This window comes from Delftia lacustris (genome assembly GCF_040267515.1).
GTDB lineage: Bacteria > Pseudomonadota > Gammaproteobacteria > Burkholderiales > Burkholderiaceae_C > Comamonas > Comamonas tsuruhatensis.
The window spans coordinates 4,344,629-4,359,310 of record NZ_CP141274.1 but is presented as its reverse complement, the minus strand read 5'-3'; the positions used below and the strand labels follow the sequence as shown (position 1 = coordinate 4,359,310).

Genomic DNA, 14,682 nt, shown 5'->3' with positions numbered 1-14,682 from the left:
CGCGGAGGGCCAGGCCATGATCGTCGCGCTGCTGAACCAAAAAGGCGGCGTGGGCAAGACCACGCTCGCCACCCACATCGCCGGCGAGCTGGCGATGCGCGGGCAGTCGGTCATCCTGCTGGATGCCGATCCACAGGGCTCCGCGCTGGACTGGACACAGCGCCGCAGCCAGCAAGGTTTGCCAAGGCTGTTCAGCGCCGTGGGCCTCGCACGCGAAACGCTGCATCAGGAAGCACCAGAACTCGCCAGGCGGGCCGATCATGTCGTCATCGACGGCCCGCCGCGCATCGCCGCCTTGGCGCGCTCCGCGCTGCTGGCGGCCGAGCGCGTGCTGATCCCGGTTCAGCCCAGCCCCTACGACCTGTGGGCTTCTGCCGAGATGGTGGCGCTGATCCGCGAGGCGCAGGTGTTCCGGCCAGCGCTGCGCGCGGCCTTCGTCATCAATCGGCGCGTCAGCACCACCGTAATCGGACGCGAGGCACGTGGCGCGCTGGCCGAGCAGCCGCTGCCTGCGCTGCGCGCGGAAATGCATCAGCGCATCGTGTTCGCCGACAGCGTGGCCGCTGGCCGGCTTGCACGCGAGACGGCGCCGGACAGCGCCGCCGCGCGCGAAATCGCTGCGCTGGTCGATGAACTGCTGCGGTGGCCGTCATGAGCAGTCCCGCCAGCAAGCGCACGGCAAAGCGCGTCGGTATCGGCGCGCGTCCGCCCGCGAATCCGCACGCTGAGGCGTGGATTCGCCAGGGCAGCGCCGATGACCTCCAGAAAGGCGACCTCTACACAGCTCGCCTGACCCTCGACATCACGCCCGCCATGCGGGCGCGCATCAAGGTATCGGCCTTCACGCTAGGCGTGACGGTGGCCGATCTGCTGCGCGCGCTGCTGGAGCGCGAATTCCCGGAGAAGTCCTCATGAACACGTCCGCCTCAACGACTTCGACTGCATCGGCACCGCCGTCCATCCCGCCTGTCGGCGTGGCCGACGGCGTGCCGCTGACGCGCGTTGCGCTCGCATACATCGACCAACGCTTCGACCTCTACCTGCGCTTCGGTGATCCTGCTCACATCATCCGGTTGGATCGCTGGCGCCGCTGCGCGGTGTTCACTCCGAATGCGGTTCTCTGCCGCATCCGTTGGCAGGCCAACGACTACGGCACGATCCGCTGGCAGCTCATGGTGATGCAGGCGTGCATGTCGATGGATGGCGCGCAGCGCATCCCCGGCGTGCAGCCAGGCGCGCGCCTGTTGCTGCACGCCGAGGGTGAGCAGTCGGTGCGTGCGGTGCTGGCACGCATCGACGCCATCGAGGCGCTGGGCATCGTGCCTGCTGGCGCTTCGCCCGCGTACTGGCGCACGCTGGGCAACCGGCTCGCGGCGCGCCTGCAGTTGCCCGAATACAGCGCCGAGCGGCACGCCGCCTGGCTGGCCGGGAGAGCGCTGTCATGACCACGATTTCTGTTTCCACTGCTGTCACGCATCCTCGCTCGCGCCTGCGCGCTCGCATCGTGCTGGCGGGCCTGTCCGTCTGCGGCCTCGCTGCGCTGGCCTGGGCGTCCTTCGTGCATCCACTGCCGCGCCTGACCTACAACCCGTCCGACAGCGTGGCGGTCGGTTGGTATCGCGTCGATCCGCTCGACCATCGCACCAGCTCGCCGCCACATCCTTTGTCCGTGGGCAGCATCGTGCTGGTGCCGCTGCCTGCCGAGGCTGCCGCGCTCGCTGCGCAGCGCGGCTACCTGCCGACGCGCATCCCGTTGCTCAAGCGCGTGGGCGCGGTGGCGCCGCAGGAGGTGTGTATCGCCGACGGCAGAGTCCTTATCGACGGCGTGCCTTCGGCCGCCGTGCTGTCTGCCGATCGCTGGGGCCGGCCGCTGCCATCCTGGCAGCAGTGCCACCGCCTTCGGCCTGGCGAGCTGTTCCTGCTCAGTGTCACCAATCCGGCGTCGTTCGACAGCCGGTATTTCGGGCCGGTCAGCGCAGCCGCCGTGATCGGCGTTGCGCGTCCGGTCTGGTTGGAGTCGCGCCCATGACGGCCGCCGATTCGCTGCGCATCGTCGTGCTATTGGGCGTGTCGTTCGGGCTGCTGTCGCGGTGTCGTCGTGCGTGCAGTGCGAGCGCATCCGCGCGGCACTTCGCGCTGCCTCCGGCGCAGCCGTCCCACGTGCAGGCGTCTTGCCTCGAACACGGCTGGCCTGCGGCCATCGCCGTGTTCGCCGGTGCGCTGGCTGCTGGTGCAGCCTTGCCACCGGGCCGCAGTTGCCGGGAGCGGATGCGAGAGGCAAATGCGGAAGGCAAGACAAAAGGGTGCGGCACCTGTCGGCCCGCAAAGCCAGTCTGCACATGGGGGTGGCGCGACACGCAGCGGCTTCGCCACCGTGCCGCGTGGGGCGCGAAGCCCGCGCCGATGCGGGCATGTCCGCGTGCTTCGCACGCCCGGACACGCCAGAACTTGCAAGGAGCACAGCCATGACCGACCGCCGCGACGACGATTTCCGCATCCGTCCCAGCGCCCCGAAGAACCGGGGCCAGAGCTTCGTCTCCAAGGTACTCAAGCAGGCGGGCAAGGCCAGCGGCGGTAAGTCCTCGGTGCGCCGTCCTGGTGGCAGTAGCAAGAGTGCCGGCTCCGGCCAGCGGCCCGGCTCACGCTTGGGACGCGGCCACACGGCGGCGCGCTTCGCGGGGGCGAAGCTCACGTCCATGTCGCGGCGTGTGACCATCAAGACGCTGCTGCTCAATCAGCACCGAGCCAGCCCGCAGTCGCTTGCCAAGCACCTGCGCTATATCGAGCGCGATGGTGTGGGCCGCGATGGCGAGTCGGGCCAAGCCTACGGGCCGCAGACCGATGCCGCCGACCTCGATGCGTTCAAGGAACGCTGCGCCGACGACCGGCATCACTTCCGCTTTATCCTTTCGCCCGAAGATGGCGCGGAGCTGGAAGACCTGCGCACCTATACCCGGCACCTCATGGGTCGCATGGAGGCCGACCTTGGCACGGGCCTCGATTGGGTGGCCGTCAATCACTGGAACACCGACAACCCGCACACGCACATCGTCGTGCGCGGGCGCGACGACACCGGCAAAGACCTCATCATCGCGGGCGACTACATCGCCGATGGGTTCCGCCATCGCGCCGCCGAACTGGCGACCGAATGGCTGGGGCCGCGCACCGAGCTGGAGATCCAGCAGACCTTGCGGCGCGAGGTGGATCAGGAGCGGTGGACGAGCCTGGATCGCACCTTGAAGCGCGAGGCCGGCGACGATGGCATGGTGCATGTCGAACGGCTCAACGAACCCCGACTGCAACGCCAGCGTCTGCTGCTGATCGGCAGGTTGCAGCGTTTGCAGCGCCTGGGCCTGGCCGACGAGGCCCAGCCCGGCACGTGGACCGTCCACAACGATGCGGAAAAGACCCTGCGCGCCCTGGGCGAGCGCGGCGACATCATCCGCACCATGCAGCGGGCCATGCGCGGCGAGCCACGCGAACTGGCGGTGTTCGAGCCTGGGGACGATGGCCGAACCATCCTCGGCCGCGTGGCCGCGAAGGGGCTGGCCGACGAACTGCACGACCGGGGCTATCTGGTCATCGACGGCGTGGACGGCAAGGCCCACTACGTTGCGCTCAACGCCCGCGACGAGCTGGCGAACTATCCGACCGGCGCCGTGGTGGAGGCAAGGAGATCGGCTGACGTGCGCGCGGCCGACAAGAACATCGCCGCGTTGGCGAGCGATGGCCTGTACCGCACCGACCACCACCTTGCCATCGCGCAGGGTCAGGCCGTGCCCGGCCGCGATCCGCAGGAAGTGGTCGCGTCCCACGTCCGCCGGCTGGAAGCCTTGCGCCGTGCCGGTATCGTGGAACGGGTGGCCGAGGGGCTATGGAAGGTGCCGGACGACTTGCCCGAGCAGGGCCGTCGCTACGATGCGCAGCGCCTGGGCGGCGTGGCGGTGGAGCTGAAATCGCACCTGCCCATCGAGCGGCAGGCCCGCGTGATCGGAGCCACCTGGCTCGACCAGCAGTTGATCGGCGGCGGCTCGGGCCTGGGCAACCTGGGCTTTGGCAGCGAGGTCAACCAGGCGATGCAGCAGCGCGCCGAATTCCTGGCCGAACAGGGGCTGGCAGAGCGGCGCGGGCAGCGCGTAATCCTCGCGCGCAATCTATTGGCGACACTACGCGATCGGGATGTGATTCGGGCTGCCAAGGATATTGCCACCGAAACCGGGCTGGAACACCGTCTGGCGGCCGATGGCCAGCGCGTGACCGGCATCTACCGGCGCAGCCTCATGCTCGCCAGTGGCCGCTTTGCCATGCTCGATGATGGTATGGGGTTCAGCTTGGTGCCATGGACGCCGGTCATCGAACAACGACTCGGCATGCTGATTTCTGGGCAGGTACATGGTGGCACCCTATCCTGGCAAATCCGACGGCAGCAGGGTTTATCCGTTACCTGACGCCAGCAGCGATTGAGCACCTACCGACCGGATGCGTCTACAGCCGTTCAGCGTCCGGCAAACTGCGGGACTCGCTTTGCGACGAACGCGTGAACCGCTTCCAGCGAATCTGTGGTTTTCGAGGCTCGATTCATTTCGGCCGCCTCCAGCCTCAATGAGGTCGCCAGATCACTCTCGAAGGCAGCGAGTTGCAGGCGCTTGGCGCCCGCATAACCTTGCGTTGGTCCGACCGAAAATTGCACCGCCATACGCCGCGCTTCGCCCAGCAGGCTCTCGCCAGGAACCACTTTCTCGACCAATCCCCAGGCCAAGGCCTCGTCCGAACTGACTACGCGATTGGTCAAGATCATGTCTCGTGCGCGTCGTCCACCCACTGCGCGTGGAAGTAGCCAGCTGATGCCGAAATCCCCCGCGTATCCGAGGCCGGTATGGGCCGCCACAAACTTCGTCCCACTTGCGGCAATCAGGTAGTCAGAGGCCAAGGCAAGCCCGAGACCGCCTCCGGCCTCCGGCTACCGCGCCTTGTACGGCGCAGACTACCGGGAACGGCAGGCTGGCGAATTGAGGAATCATGCTTTCGGCCACTCTCAGTTCGTCATCGACCAAGGTAGACAACGCATCGCCTGCGGCCACCATTTCTTCGATGTCGCCTCCGCAACTGAACATCCGGCCCTCGCCGCGCAGCAGCAAAGCTCGAATCGAGCCATCGCGTTCGACATCTGCAATGACACCAGCGAGCACGTTTACGACCGACGTGCTCAACGCATTCATTTTTTTTGGCGAGTTGAGTGTTATGGTCGCGACGGCACCATTCTTTTCGAGAATTACCGGATTTCCAGGCATGCTGACGTTCCCTGATTGATCAAAATTTCAGCGTCAGCGCGGCGCCATGCGAATGGCACCATCCACACGAATGGACTCGGCATTCATGTAGCCGCAAGTAACGAGAAACTCGACGGCCTGCGCGAATTCATCGGGGTCGCCTAAACGCTTGGGGAAGGGCACGCTGGCCGCCAGCGCCTGTTTGACGTTGTCCGGCAGACCCAGCAGCAACGGTGTACCGAAGATCCCCGGCATGATGGTGTTGATCCGGATCCCTTCGTCCATCATGTCGCGCGCGATTGGCAGGGTCATGCCCACGATGGCTGCCTTGCTGGCCGCATAGCTGGCCTGGCCGACCTGGCCGTCCTGCGCGGCGGCCGAAGCAGTGTTGACGATGGCGCCGCGGTCGCCATCGGCCAGCGGCGCGAGCGTCAACATGCCCGCAGCTGACTTGGCGATGCAGCGGAAGGTGCCCACCAGGTTGATCTGAATGATGCGATTGAAACGATCTGCCGCGCATGGGCGGATTTCGCCGGTTTTCTTGTCGCGGCTGACAGTCTTGACGGCATCGGCAGTGCCGGCGCAGTTGACCAGAATGCGTTCCTGCCCAATGGCCGCGCGGGCCTTGGCGAAGGCGGCGTCCACCTGCTCCTCGGACATCACGTCCACATTGCAGTAAACGCCGCCGAGTTCGCTAGCCAACGCCTGGCCGAAGGTTTCGTTCATGTCGAAGATGGCGACTTTGACGCCATGGCTGGCCAAACGCCGGGCCGTGGCGGCTCCCAGGCCGGAAGCGCCCCCGGTGATGACGGCAGAGATGTCGGAGTTCAGTTGCATGGTTTTTCCTCGATGGGTGAGAAACAGGCGTTATTGGCCGGTAAAGTTGGGTGTGCGCTTGCCTAGGAATGCCGCTTGCCCTTCCAGGTTGTCGGCCGAACGCAAAGCGACGAGGAAATTGCGCTTCTCATGCTCCAGGCCTTGCGCGAGCGGAGTCTCAAAGCTGGCCAGTGCCGCATCTTTCGCCAGCGCCACGGCCAGCGGCGAATTGGCTGCAATCCGGTTGGCCATCGCCAACGCCGTCGGCAGGGCCTGGCCATCAGCCGTCACTTCGGCGACCATGCCTGCATCGCAAGCCTTGCGGGCGTCGATGAAATCGCCGGTCAGCAACAGGGCCATGGCCTTGGACTTACCGATAGCGTGGATCAGGCGCTGCGTGCCCCCGGCACCCGGAATGGCGCCCAGCTTGACTTCCGGCACACCGAAATTGGCGGACTCGCCAGCGATCGCGATGTCGCAGGCCAGCGCTAATTCTGTGCCGCCGCCCAGCGCGAGCTTTTCCACCGCTGCGATGACGGGCTTGGGGAAGCGCTCCAGTTCCGACCAAAAGTGGCCGCCTGCTGCCGCACGATCGCCCAGCAGTGGCTCGGCGCGCAGCGCATCGAAGGCCGTGATGTCGGCCCCGGCGCAGAACACGCCCTCGGCGCCGGTGATGATGACCGCGCGCACGGTATCGTCGTCGCGCAGTTGCACAAGCTGCGCACGCAGGCCATCGAATACCGCGCGGTTCAAGCTGTTCTTCGCGCGCGGGCGGTTGATGGTCAAGGTGGCGATGGCGCCATCGCGGCTGACGAGCACTTCGCTGGCTTCGCTCATGGTGGCCCCGCTCATCCAAGCCGCTCGATGATGGTGGTGTTGGCCGTGCCCGAGGCCTCGCAAATCGTCTGCAGGCCATAGCGGCCGCCCCGGCGCTCCAGCTCGCACAGCAGGTCAGTGAGCATGCGCGCGCCGGTAGAGCCCAGCGGATGGCCGATGGCTATCGAGCCGCCGTTGACGTTGAGGCGGTCGTCCAGGATGCCGAACTCCTGCTGAAACATCAGCGGCACGCCGCCGAAGGCCTCGTTGACTTCGAACAGATCGATATCGTCGAGGGTCAGACCCGATTCCTTCAGTGCCTTGCGGGTGGCGTCGAGCACGGCGGTGAACTGGATCACCGGGTCGGCGGCTGCCACGGCGGTGCTGACGAAGCGCGCACGCGGCTTCAGGCCGTATTGCTTGGCGTAGGCACGGCTGGCGATCAGCAGCGCGGCGGCACCGTCGCTGATCTGCGATGAGTTGGCGGCCGTGGTGGCGCCGTCGGCGGCAAACACGCCTTTCAGCGTGGCCATCTTCTCGGGGTTGGGGTCCGCGCGCACGCCCTCGTCGGCGGCGACGATCGGGCTGTCCGGATCGGCCGGATCCTCGGTCAGCCGCACCAGTTGATCCCTGACGCGGCCAGCCTGCGAGGCCTCGGTGGCCCGCCGATGGCTACGCACGGCGAAGGCATCCAAGGCCTCGCGCGTGAGACCGAAGCGCTTGTTCATCAACTCCGAGGAAGCGCCCTGCGGTATCAGCGGGTTGTCCTGGTAGCGCGCCAGTTCGCTCGGGCTGTATTGCGAGCCCAGCGGCGCGCCGGGCTTGAACGACGGCGGCATGGGGGCCTGCGACATCGACTCGACCCCGGCACCGATGACCAGTTGGTAAGCGCCCGCCCGGATGCCATGCACGGCAAAGCTCACCGCCTGCTGGCCCGACCCGCATTGCCGATCGACCGTCACCGCCGGCACGGATTCGGGCAGCCCCGCCGCCAATACGGCATGACGGCCCAGGTTGCCGTGCTGCTGGTCCCACTGCAGCACGCAGCCGACGATCACATCGTCCAGATCGGCCGGGTTGATGCCGGAGTGCTCGACCAGTTGGCGCAGCGTCTCGCCCAACAAATCGACGGGATGCCATTTCTGCAAGCGCCCGCCGCGCTTGCCCACGGGGGTGCGCAGCGCACCGACGATGACGGGTTCATGGTCATTCATGTTGTTCTCCTGGTTCAAAAGGTTGGCTCACTCGGCGTAGCGGCCCGCATGCTCGGCGCGGATGCGCTTCTTGTCGAGCTTGCCGACGCTGGTCTTGGGGATGGCTTCGACGAACAGGACCTGATCCGGCCACTGCCACTTGGCGAAGGCGCTGCCCAGGTACTCCTTCAGTTGTTCCTGGGTCGCCTGCTGGTCGGGCTTGAGCACCACCAGGGCCAGCGGCCGTTCCTGCCACTTCGAATGCGGAACGCCGACCACGGCGGCGTCGCGCACGGCGGGGTGGCCCATGAGCAGGTTTTCCATGTCGATGGAAGAAATCCATTCGCCGCCGCTCTTGATCACGTCCTTGATGCGGTCGGTAACTTTGAGGTAACCGTTCTCGTCCACCGTTCCGACATCGCCCGAGCGCCACCAGCCGCCTTCCAGGAAACGGTCTGCGGAATCAGGCATGTCGTGGTATCTGGCCGTGATCCAGGGGCCGCGCACGCAAATCTCGCCCGCTGACTTTCCGTCGTGCGGCAAGTCCTTGTCGTCGGCATCGAGGATGCGAATATCCACCCCGGTCAGCACCAGACCCTGCTTGCGCTTGAGGTTCCACTTCTCTTCCTCGGTCAAGCGCTTCTTGAGCGTGGACTTGAGGCGGTTCATCGTCACCAGCGTCGTGGCTTCGGTGGCGCCGTAGGCGTGCACCACCTCAGCACCCGTGAGGTCGTAGAAACCGATCATCATCGACAGCGGCGGCTCGGAGGCGCCAGACAGCATGCGCATGCGGCTGAAGTCCGGCTTGACCTGCATCGTCTCGATGTACTGCAGCATGGGCTGGAAGATGGCCGGTGCGCCGTTGGTGATGGTCACACCCTCAGCGATCATGGCGTCAACCAGCGGCTTGGTGTCTTCGGCAGCGTAGCGGCCCGGCAGCACGATCTTGTCGGCCAGCAGCGTGGCGGCCTGTGGCAGGCCCCAGCACTGCCCGTGGAACATGGGCGTGATGAGCATGACGCAGTCGTCCAGCGTCATGCCCAGATTGGTGGCCATGGCCGTGGAGTGCAGATAGATGCCGCGGTGCGAGTAGTACACGCCCTTGGGCTTGCCTGTGGTGCCGGTGGTATAGCAGGCGCTGTAGGCCGAGGTTTCGTCGATCTCGGGCCAGTCGATCTTCGTGTCGGCGGCGGCCAGCAGGTCTTCGTAGTGCAGCAGCGGTTTCAGCGTGGTCTTGATCTGGTCCAGCGGCTTGTCGGTCATGACAATCCAGCCCTTGATCTGGGGCGAATTCGCTGCGACGGATTCGGCAAGGGGTAGCAATGACTCGTCTACGCAAACGTAGGACACCTTGCTGTGGTCGACCACGTAGCCCAGGTCCTCTGGGCCCAGGCGCAGATTCATCTGCAACATGACAGCACCCAGGCCGGGAATAGACCAGTACAGCTCGAAGTGACGTCGGCTGTTCCAGTCCAGGATGCCGACCCGGTCGCCGGGCTCGACACCGAGCGCGCGCAGTGCATTGGCGCTGCGGCAGATGCGCGCGTAGCAGTCCGCGTAGGTGTAGCGATCCCAGCCGCCATCGGGTGTGCGGTAGACGATCTCCTGGTCCCCATGGGTGCGCGCGGCGTGCCGGATCAGCGTCGTGGTGTTGAGCTGGCGGTCGTTGCCCGTGGTGGACGGGCAGCCGCGGACGATGTGGGTGGTAGCAGTCATTTCTTTGTCTCCTGGGTGGTGGTTGCGTTGAGTGCCTGGAACCGTGGGGCCGAGGCCGCTTCGATGGCGCCGAAAGAGGTGGTCTGGTAGATGCCCCGTGCCGCGTTGTGCGGATGCCGCACTGCCTCGGCCAGGCTGAGCACGGGTGCAAAGCAGGCGTCGCTGCCTTCAAGCAGCGCGCACCAGTGCGCCTGGGGCTGGGTGCGGATGAGGGCCGCGATGCGCTCCTTCAACGCTGGCCACGCCGCCGTGTCGTACTGGTCTGCAGGGTTCACGTCCGCCAGGCCCAACTTGGACAACAGCAATGCGTAGAACGGCGGCTCGATCGCGCCGAGGCTGATGAAGCCGCCGTCGGCGCAGACGTACACGTCATAGAACGGCGAATCGTGGAACGGGCTCGGCTGTGCGCCGTCGATCTGCCCGTTGGCGCGAATCCAGTGCACCAGCGTGCCCAGCATGGCCACGATGTCCACGATGGCTGCGTCCACAACCCGGCCACGGCCGGTGGCCCGTGCATCGACCAGCGCGCAGGCGATGCCAAAAGCCATGCCTAGCGCCCCGGCACCGTCCCCGAGTACCGAGGGCGGCACGATGGGCGCCTGCCCCCTGTGCGCCGACAGCGACAGCAGGCCCGTCAGCGCGACGTAGTTCAGGTCGTGGCCCGCGGCCTGGGCAAGTGGCCCGTCCTGGCCCCAGCCCGTCATCCGGCCATAGACCAGCCGGGGATTGAGCGCCGCGCAATCTGCGGGGCCGAAGCCCAGCCGCTCCATCACCCTTGGGCGAAAGCCTTCGATCAGAGCGTCGGCCTGGGCAATCAGTTCCAGTGCGCGCGCCTTGCCACCGGGCGACTTCAGGTCGATGACCTCGACCTTCTTGCCGCGGTGCAGCGGGTTCTCCACCGCCCCGCCCAGCCGCTGCGCCCCAGCAGCCTGCTCGGCCCGTGCCAGCGCGATCACCTCGGCGCCCATGTCGACCAGCATCCTGGCGGCCAGAGGGCCTGGACCGATGCCCTCAAACTCCACCACACGGACGCCGTGCAGAGGCAACTGCAGCGTGTGCGGCATGTTCACAGCTTCCTCGAAACCAGGTCTTTCAGGACCTCGTTGGCGCCGCCGTAGATCTTCTGCACTCGCGAAGCGGCATACATCCGCGCGATCGGATACTCGGCCATGTAGCCGTAGCCGCCGAACAATTGGAGACACTCGTCCACCACGCGGCACTGCTGTTCGGTGCACCACCACTTGGCCATGTAGGCGGCCTCGTTGTCGAGTGTGCCGTCCAGCAGTCTCTGTGTACAGTCGTTGACGAAGCTGCGCACCACATGCGCGATGGTCGCCATCTCGGCCAGCTTTTGGCGCGTTGTCTGCATGTCGAACAGAGGCGCACCGAATATCTTGCGCTGCTTCGTGTATTCGATGGTGAGCTCCAACGCCCGGTCGATGACGGCCGCCGCCGGCACTGCAATGACCATGCGCTCGTAGGGCAGCGCGCCCATCAGTTGCCCAAAGCCTTGTCCTTCAACGCTCCCCAGCAGTTGGTCGGCTGGAACGCGCACGCTGTCGAAGAAGAGCTCCGCCGTGTCCGAGGCCTGCATGCCGATCTTTTCAAGCAGGCGGCCCACACGAAAGCCTGGCAGGTTCTCGGTCTCCAGTACGAACAGCGACACCCCTTTGCTGCCCGCGCCACTGGTGCGCGCCGCGACGATCAGCAGGTTTCCGGTGAAGCCGTTGGTGATGAAGGTCTTGGCGCCGTCGATCACGTAGTAGTCGCCGTCGCGCCGGGCCCGGGTGGAGATGGCCTTCAGATCCGAGCCGCAGCCCGGCTCGGTCATCGCGATTGCGGCCAGCATCTCGCCGTTCGTCACCTTGGGCAGCCAGCGCTGCTTTTGCGCTTCGGTGCCAAAGTCCAGGATGTAATGCGAAGCGATGGTGTGCACCGCGATATTGACCGGCATCTCGGCCTTGGCCAGTTCGTCCTGCACCACCAGCTGGTAGGCGAGGCTGGCGCCGGCACCACCATAGGTCTCGGGCATCTCGGGCAGCAGAAAGCTCATCCCGCCGAACAGACGCCAGACCTCGCGCGGGATGTAGCCCTGGCGGCGCCATTCGTCGAGCCGGGGAGTGAATTCGGCGGCAACGTAGCGACGCACCTGCTCGCGAAAAGCGTCGATCTCGTGGTCCATCCAGGCGTGGCGATACAGCTGTGGCAGCATGGGCATGTCTCCTTGTATGTTGGCTTCTGACCCCGCACCGGGCGTTCCGCACAGCGCCACTGCCGAAGTGTTTTTGGGGATGCGACAATCGTAATAATTGGCCCCTGCAAGGGCGATAGCGGATTGCCTCAATCAACTGACAAATAACTTCTTTTGGCCCGCGCGACCGGCGTTGGCTCCTTCGATCACACGCAATGCTGCAACCCGTCTTCACCGCTCCTATCTTTGCCGTGCATGGCCTGCTGGACGGCGCGCGCGGCAAGGGGCTGGCCACGCAAGAATGGCTGAAGGGCGTGCTGGGGCGCGCCGGCATCAGCGAATCGCTGCTGGAGCTCGAGGATTCGCGCGTAACCGTGGAGCAGTTCAACGCGCTATTTATCGCTGTCAAGGACAGCCTGAACGACGAGTGCCTGGGCTACCTACATGAGCGACCCATGCGCCCGGGCAGCTTCGCGCTAATGGTGCGCAGCGCGTTCACTGCCCATTCGTTGTCATGCGCCCTGCGTCGCCTGAGCGAATCCTTCGCCCTGCTGCAGGACGACGTGACGCTGGTGCCCGTGACCGAGGGCGCGCTGGGGGGCTTCGCGCTGGAGATGCGCGGCGGCCCGGGCGCACATGCCGAATTCCTTCATGCACATCTGCTGCGCGTGTTCTGGCGCTTGTTGCTGTGGCTGCACGGCGGCCGGCTGGTGCCGCAGCGATTCGACTTCAATTTTGCGCTGCCGCTCCATGCGATGAGCTACGGGCGCATCTTTTCCGGTTCGCTGTGCTTCGGGCAGCCGCGCACGGCCGCCTGGTTCGACGCCGACGCCTTCAAACTGCCGGTGCGGCGCGATCGGGACGCGCTGCAGTCCTTTCTGCGCGCCACGCCGGGCAACGTGGTGGGGCCGCACCTGAACGAGCGCAGCGCCAGCGCGCGGGTCCGCATGGTGCTGCAGCTGGCCAACCCCGAATGGCCCGACCTGCCCGTCACCGCGCAGCGCCTGCATATGTCGGTGAGTGCGTTGCAGCGGCACCTGGCCACCGAGGGCACTTCCTTCCAGGCACTGAAGGACCAACTGCGGCGCGACATGGCGATCGTGCGCCTAACCAGCAGCGAAGCCTCGCTCATCGCCATCGCCGCCGACCTGGGCTTCACCGACAGCACCGCCTTCCAGCGCGCATTCAAGGTCTGGACCGGCAGCGCGCCGGGAGCCTACCGCGCCCGCTCGCGTAGCCCGCAGCACCCTACATAGAGGCATTCGACCAATTCCGGCACGGCCACGAGGCTGTAGCCGACCACCGAGAAGATCGGCGCCTTCATAGCTGCCGGGTCTTGGCCCACATCGAGCGAGGCTCTCGTGCGCTCAAGAGACTGTTTGCAGCCCTGGCAGTTGCACCGACGGCAGCGCAGCGACAGGCTGCGCCAGGAAGCAGACGCTTTCCGTCAGCCTATCGAGGTCATTCGTCATTGCCACCGTTGAGGCTGACTTCTAAGCTTCCTAAGCTAAAACTGAGCTCGCACTGCATAGGAGTGATGGCTCTGCGCCATTAGGAGCAGCACTGCCAGAATGTAAATCAAGCATCATGACCGACGCAGCCCCGGCACTCTCGTATCCGTTCTCGGATCTCCCACTCCCTGGCCAAGCCACGGAAATCAAGCCTGGTGTGCTGTGGCTGCGCATGCCGCTGCCGTTTTCCCTGGATCACATCAACCTCTGGGCATTGAGCGACGGTCCTGGTTGGGCGGTCGTGGACACGGGCATTCGCAGCGTGGACGTCAGGAACGCGTGGCTCGCCTTGCTCGCTCCGCAGGGGCCGCTAGCCGGCCGACCCATCTCCCGTGTGATAGCGACGCACATGCACCCGGATCATGTGGGCATGGCGGGATGGTTGACACGTCGCTTCGAATGCGCGCTTTGGATGACACGAGACGAGTATTTGAGCTGTCGGGTGATGCTTGCCGATACGGGGCGGGAAGCGCCAGTCGATGGCGTTCGCTTCTATCGGAGGGCCGGATGGAGCGACACCGAGGTGGATGAGTACCGCACCCGGTTCGGTGACTTCGGTAAAATGATCCATCCATTGCCTGACAGCTTTGTGCGGCTCACGGATGGCCAGATGTTGCGGATCGGGGACCAGGAATGGGAAGTCATCGTCGGCACAGGACATTCCCCCGAGCACGCGTGCTTCTACTCGCGCGAACTGGATTTGCTGATATCGGGGGATCAGGTTCTTCCCAGGATCAGTTCCAATACCTCCGTGTACGCCACCGAGCCGCATGCGAATCCTCTGCAGGGTTGGCTCGATTCCATCGACCGGTTGATGCAACGCGTACCTGGGAGCGCCCTGATTCTGCCTGCCCACAACGAACCTTTCCATGGCCTGCACCTACGGTTGGAGCAACTGCGTGCGAGCACCGTCAGAGGCACCGACCGCGTCAGGCAACAACTTGCGCAGCCTCTGAGGGTCATCGACCTGGTTCGCGCCCTGTACCGTTCGTCCATTGTTGCGGAGCAAATGCACCTCAACCTCGCGACCGGAGAGACGCTCGCCCACCTAAACTATCTCGACCAGCGTGGGGAAATCGTGTCTGCAGAAGACGAAGACGGCGCAATGCGCTATCGGCTCGCCTGATGCACTAATTTGCCCTCAAGGATATAGAAGTAACCCAATCAAG

15 protein-coding genes are annotated in these 14,682 nt (G+C 65.5%); 7 read left to right on the top strand and 8 right to left on the bottom strand.

The annotated features are described in order from the left end of the window. The first annotated feature begins 16 nt into the window (after positions 1 to 16). From parA to U6958_RS21195, 5 genes are all read left to right on the top strand, one after another. Entirely contained in the window at positions 17 to 655 is a 639-nt protein-coding gene (gene parA, locus U6958_RS21215; protein ID WP_012436210.1) for a ParA family partition ATPase, read from the top strand. Next, on the top strand, positions 652 to 915 hold the full coding sequence (locus U6958_RS21210; RefSeq protein ID WP_012436211.1) for a hypothetical protein: 264 nt from the start codon (positions 652 to 654) through the stop codon (positions 913 to 915). The genes parA and U6958_RS21210 overlap by 4 nt, the downstream gene beginning before the upstream one ends. Continuing rightward, positions 912 to 1,445, top strand: coding sequence for a DUF2840 domain-containing protein (locus tag U6958_RS21205; protein ID WP_012436212.1), 534 nt, complete (start codon positions 912 to 914; stop codon positions 1,443 to 1,445). Before U6958_RS21210 ends, U6958_RS21205 begins: the two co-directional genes overlap by 4 nt. Then, a complete protein-coding gene (locus U6958_RS21200; RefSeq protein WP_012436213.1) occupies positions 1,442 to 2,029 on the top strand; it encodes a S26 family signal peptidase in 588 nt (195 codons plus the stop codon). The genes U6958_RS21205 and U6958_RS21200 overlap by 4 nt, the downstream gene beginning before the upstream one ends. Positions 2,030 to 2,465: 436 nt before the next feature. Next, positions 2,466 to 4,448 (top strand): relaxase/mobilization nuclease and DUF3363 domain-containing protein, encoded by a 1,983-nt coding sequence (locus U6958_RS21195; protein WP_012436214.1) that lies wholly within the window; start codon positions 2,466 to 2,468, stop codon positions 4,446 to 4,448. 47 nt (positions 4,449 to 4,495) lie between these two features. Here the strand turns inward: U6958_RS21195 and U6958_RS21190 are convergent, their stop codons facing one another. The 8 genes from U6958_RS21190 to U6958_RS21155 are packed head-to-tail and all read right to left on the bottom strand — an operon-like array spanning position 4,496 to position 12,023. Beyond that, positions 4,496 to 4,930 (bottom strand): enoyl-CoA hydratase/isomerase family protein, encoded by a 435-nt coding sequence (locus U6958_RS21190; RefSeq protein ID WP_230965135.1) that lies wholly within the window; start codon positions 4,928 to 4,930, stop codon positions 4,496 to 4,498. Continuing rightward, positions 4,920 to 5,291: an enoyl-CoA hydratase/isomerase family protein gene (locus U6958_RS21185; RefSeq protein ID WP_230965136.1), complete on the bottom strand. Its 372-nt coding sequence runs from the start codon at positions 5,289 to 5,291 to the stop codon at positions 4,920 to 4,922. The genes U6958_RS21190 and U6958_RS21185 overlap by 11 nt, the downstream gene beginning before the upstream one ends. A gap of 33 nt (positions 5,292 to 5,324) precedes the next feature. Continuing rightward, positions 5,325 to 6,107 (bottom strand): SDR family NAD(P)-dependent oxidoreductase, encoded by a 783-nt coding sequence (locus U6958_RS21180; RefSeq protein WP_035479509.1) that lies wholly within the window; start codon positions 6,105 to 6,107, stop codon positions 5,325 to 5,327. A 30-nt stretch (positions 6,108 to 6,137) separates the two neighbouring features. After that, positions 6,138 to 6,938, bottom strand: a complete 801-nt coding sequence (locus U6958_RS21175) for an enoyl-CoA hydratase/isomerase family protein (protein WP_034386985.1) — start codon at positions 6,936 to 6,938, stop codon at positions 6,138 to 6,140. After that, on the bottom strand, positions 6,935 to 8,116 hold the full coding sequence (locus U6958_RS21170; protein ID WP_035479512.1) for a thiolase family protein: 1,182 nt from the start codon (positions 8,114 to 8,116) through the stop codon (positions 6,935 to 6,937). Before U6958_RS21170 ends, U6958_RS21175 begins: the two co-directional genes overlap by 4 nt. A gap of 27 nt (positions 8,117 to 8,143) precedes the next feature. Then, positions 8,144 to 9,811, bottom strand: a complete 1,668-nt coding sequence (locus U6958_RS21165; protein ID WP_035479516.1) for a long-chain fatty acid--CoA ligase — start codon at positions 9,809 to 9,811, stop codon at positions 8,144 to 8,146. Beyond that, on the bottom strand, positions 9,808 to 10,875 hold the full coding sequence (locus tag U6958_RS21160; RefSeq protein WP_027015142.1) for a CaiB/BaiF CoA-transferase family protein: 1,068 nt from the start codon (positions 10,873 to 10,875) through the stop codon (positions 9,808 to 9,810). Before U6958_RS21160 ends, U6958_RS21165 begins: the two co-directional genes overlap by 4 nt. A gap of 2 nt (positions 10,876 to 10,877) precedes the next feature. Beyond that, positions 10,878 to 12,023: an acyl-CoA dehydrogenase family protein gene (locus U6958_RS21155; protein ID WP_035479518.1), complete on the bottom strand. Its 1,146-nt coding sequence runs from the start codon at positions 12,021 to 12,023 to the stop codon at positions 10,878 to 10,880. Positions 12,024 to 12,217: 194 nt separating this feature from the next. Here U6958_RS21155 and U6958_RS21150 point away from each other — a divergent pair, with 194 nt between their 5' ends. Further along, the gene (locus tag U6958_RS21150) at positions 12,218 to 13,258 is read left to right on the top strand and encodes an AraC family transcriptional regulator (RefSeq protein ID WP_027015141.1); all 1,041 of its coding nucleotides are present in this window, start codon (positions 12,218 to 12,220) and stop codon (positions 13,256 to 13,258) included. A 331-nt stretch (positions 13,259 to 13,589) separates the two neighbouring features. Then, complete coding sequence (locus U6958_RS21145; RefSeq protein WP_012436223.1) at positions 13,590 to 14,639, top strand: MBL fold metallo-hydrolase; 1,050 nt, start codon at positions 13,590 to 13,592, stop codon at positions 14,637 to 14,639. Positions 14,640 to 14,682 lie beyond the last annotated feature (43 nt).

Excerpts from the sequence above, each read along its gene's own strand:
- parA (WP_012436210.1), top strand. The coding sequence starts at position 17 with ATGATCGTCGCGCTGCTGAACCAAAAAGGCGGCGTGGGCAAGACCACG.
- U6958_RS21210 (WP_012436211.1), top strand. The coding sequence starts at position 652 with ATGAGCAGTCCCGCCAGCAAGCGCACGGCAAAGCGCGTCGGTATCGGC.
- U6958_RS21205 (WP_012436212.1), top strand. The coding sequence starts at position 912 with ATGAACACGTCCGCCTCAACGACTTCGACTGCATCGGCACCGCCGTCC.
- U6958_RS21200 (WP_012436213.1), top strand. The coding sequence starts at position 1,442 with ATGACCACGATTTCTGTTTCCACTGCTGTCACGCATCCTCGCTCGCGC.
- U6958_RS21195 (WP_012436214.1), top strand. The coding sequence starts at position 2,466 with ATGACCGACCGCCGCGACGACGATTTCCGCATCCGTCCCAGCGCCCCG.
- U6958_RS21185 (WP_230965136.1), bottom strand. The coding sequence starts at position 5,291 with ATGCCTGGAAATCCGGTAATTCTCGAAAAGAATGGTGCCGTCGCGACC.
- U6958_RS21180 (WP_035479509.1), bottom strand. The coding sequence starts at position 6,107 with ATGCAACTGAACTCCGACATCTCTGCCGTCATCACCGGGGGCGCTTCC.
- U6958_RS21175 (WP_034386985.1), bottom strand. The coding sequence starts at position 6,938 with ATGAGCGGGGCCACCATGAGCGAAGCCAGCGAAGTGCTCGTCAGCCGC.
- U6958_RS21170 (WP_035479512.1), bottom strand. The coding sequence starts at position 8,116 with ATGAATGACCATGAACCCGTCATCGTCGGTGCGCTGCGCACCCCCGTG.
- U6958_RS21165 (WP_035479516.1), bottom strand. The coding sequence starts at position 9,811 with ATGACTGCTACCACCCACATCGTCCGCGGCTGCCCGTCCACCACGGGC.
- U6958_RS21160 (WP_027015142.1), bottom strand. The coding sequence starts at position 10,875 with ATGCCGCACACGCTGCAGTTGCCTCTGCACGGCGTCCGTGTGGTGGAG.
- U6958_RS21155 (WP_035479518.1), bottom strand. The coding sequence starts at position 12,023 with ATGCTGCCACAGCTGTATCGCCACGCCTGGATGGACCACGAGATCGAC.
- U6958_RS21150 (WP_027015141.1), top strand. The coding sequence starts at position 12,218 with ATGCTGCAACCCGTCTTCACCGCTCCTATCTTTGCCGTGCATGGCCTG.
- U6958_RS21145 (WP_012436223.1), top strand. The coding sequence starts at position 13,590 with ATGACCGACGCAGCCCCGGCACTCTCGTATCCGTTCTCGGATCTCCCA.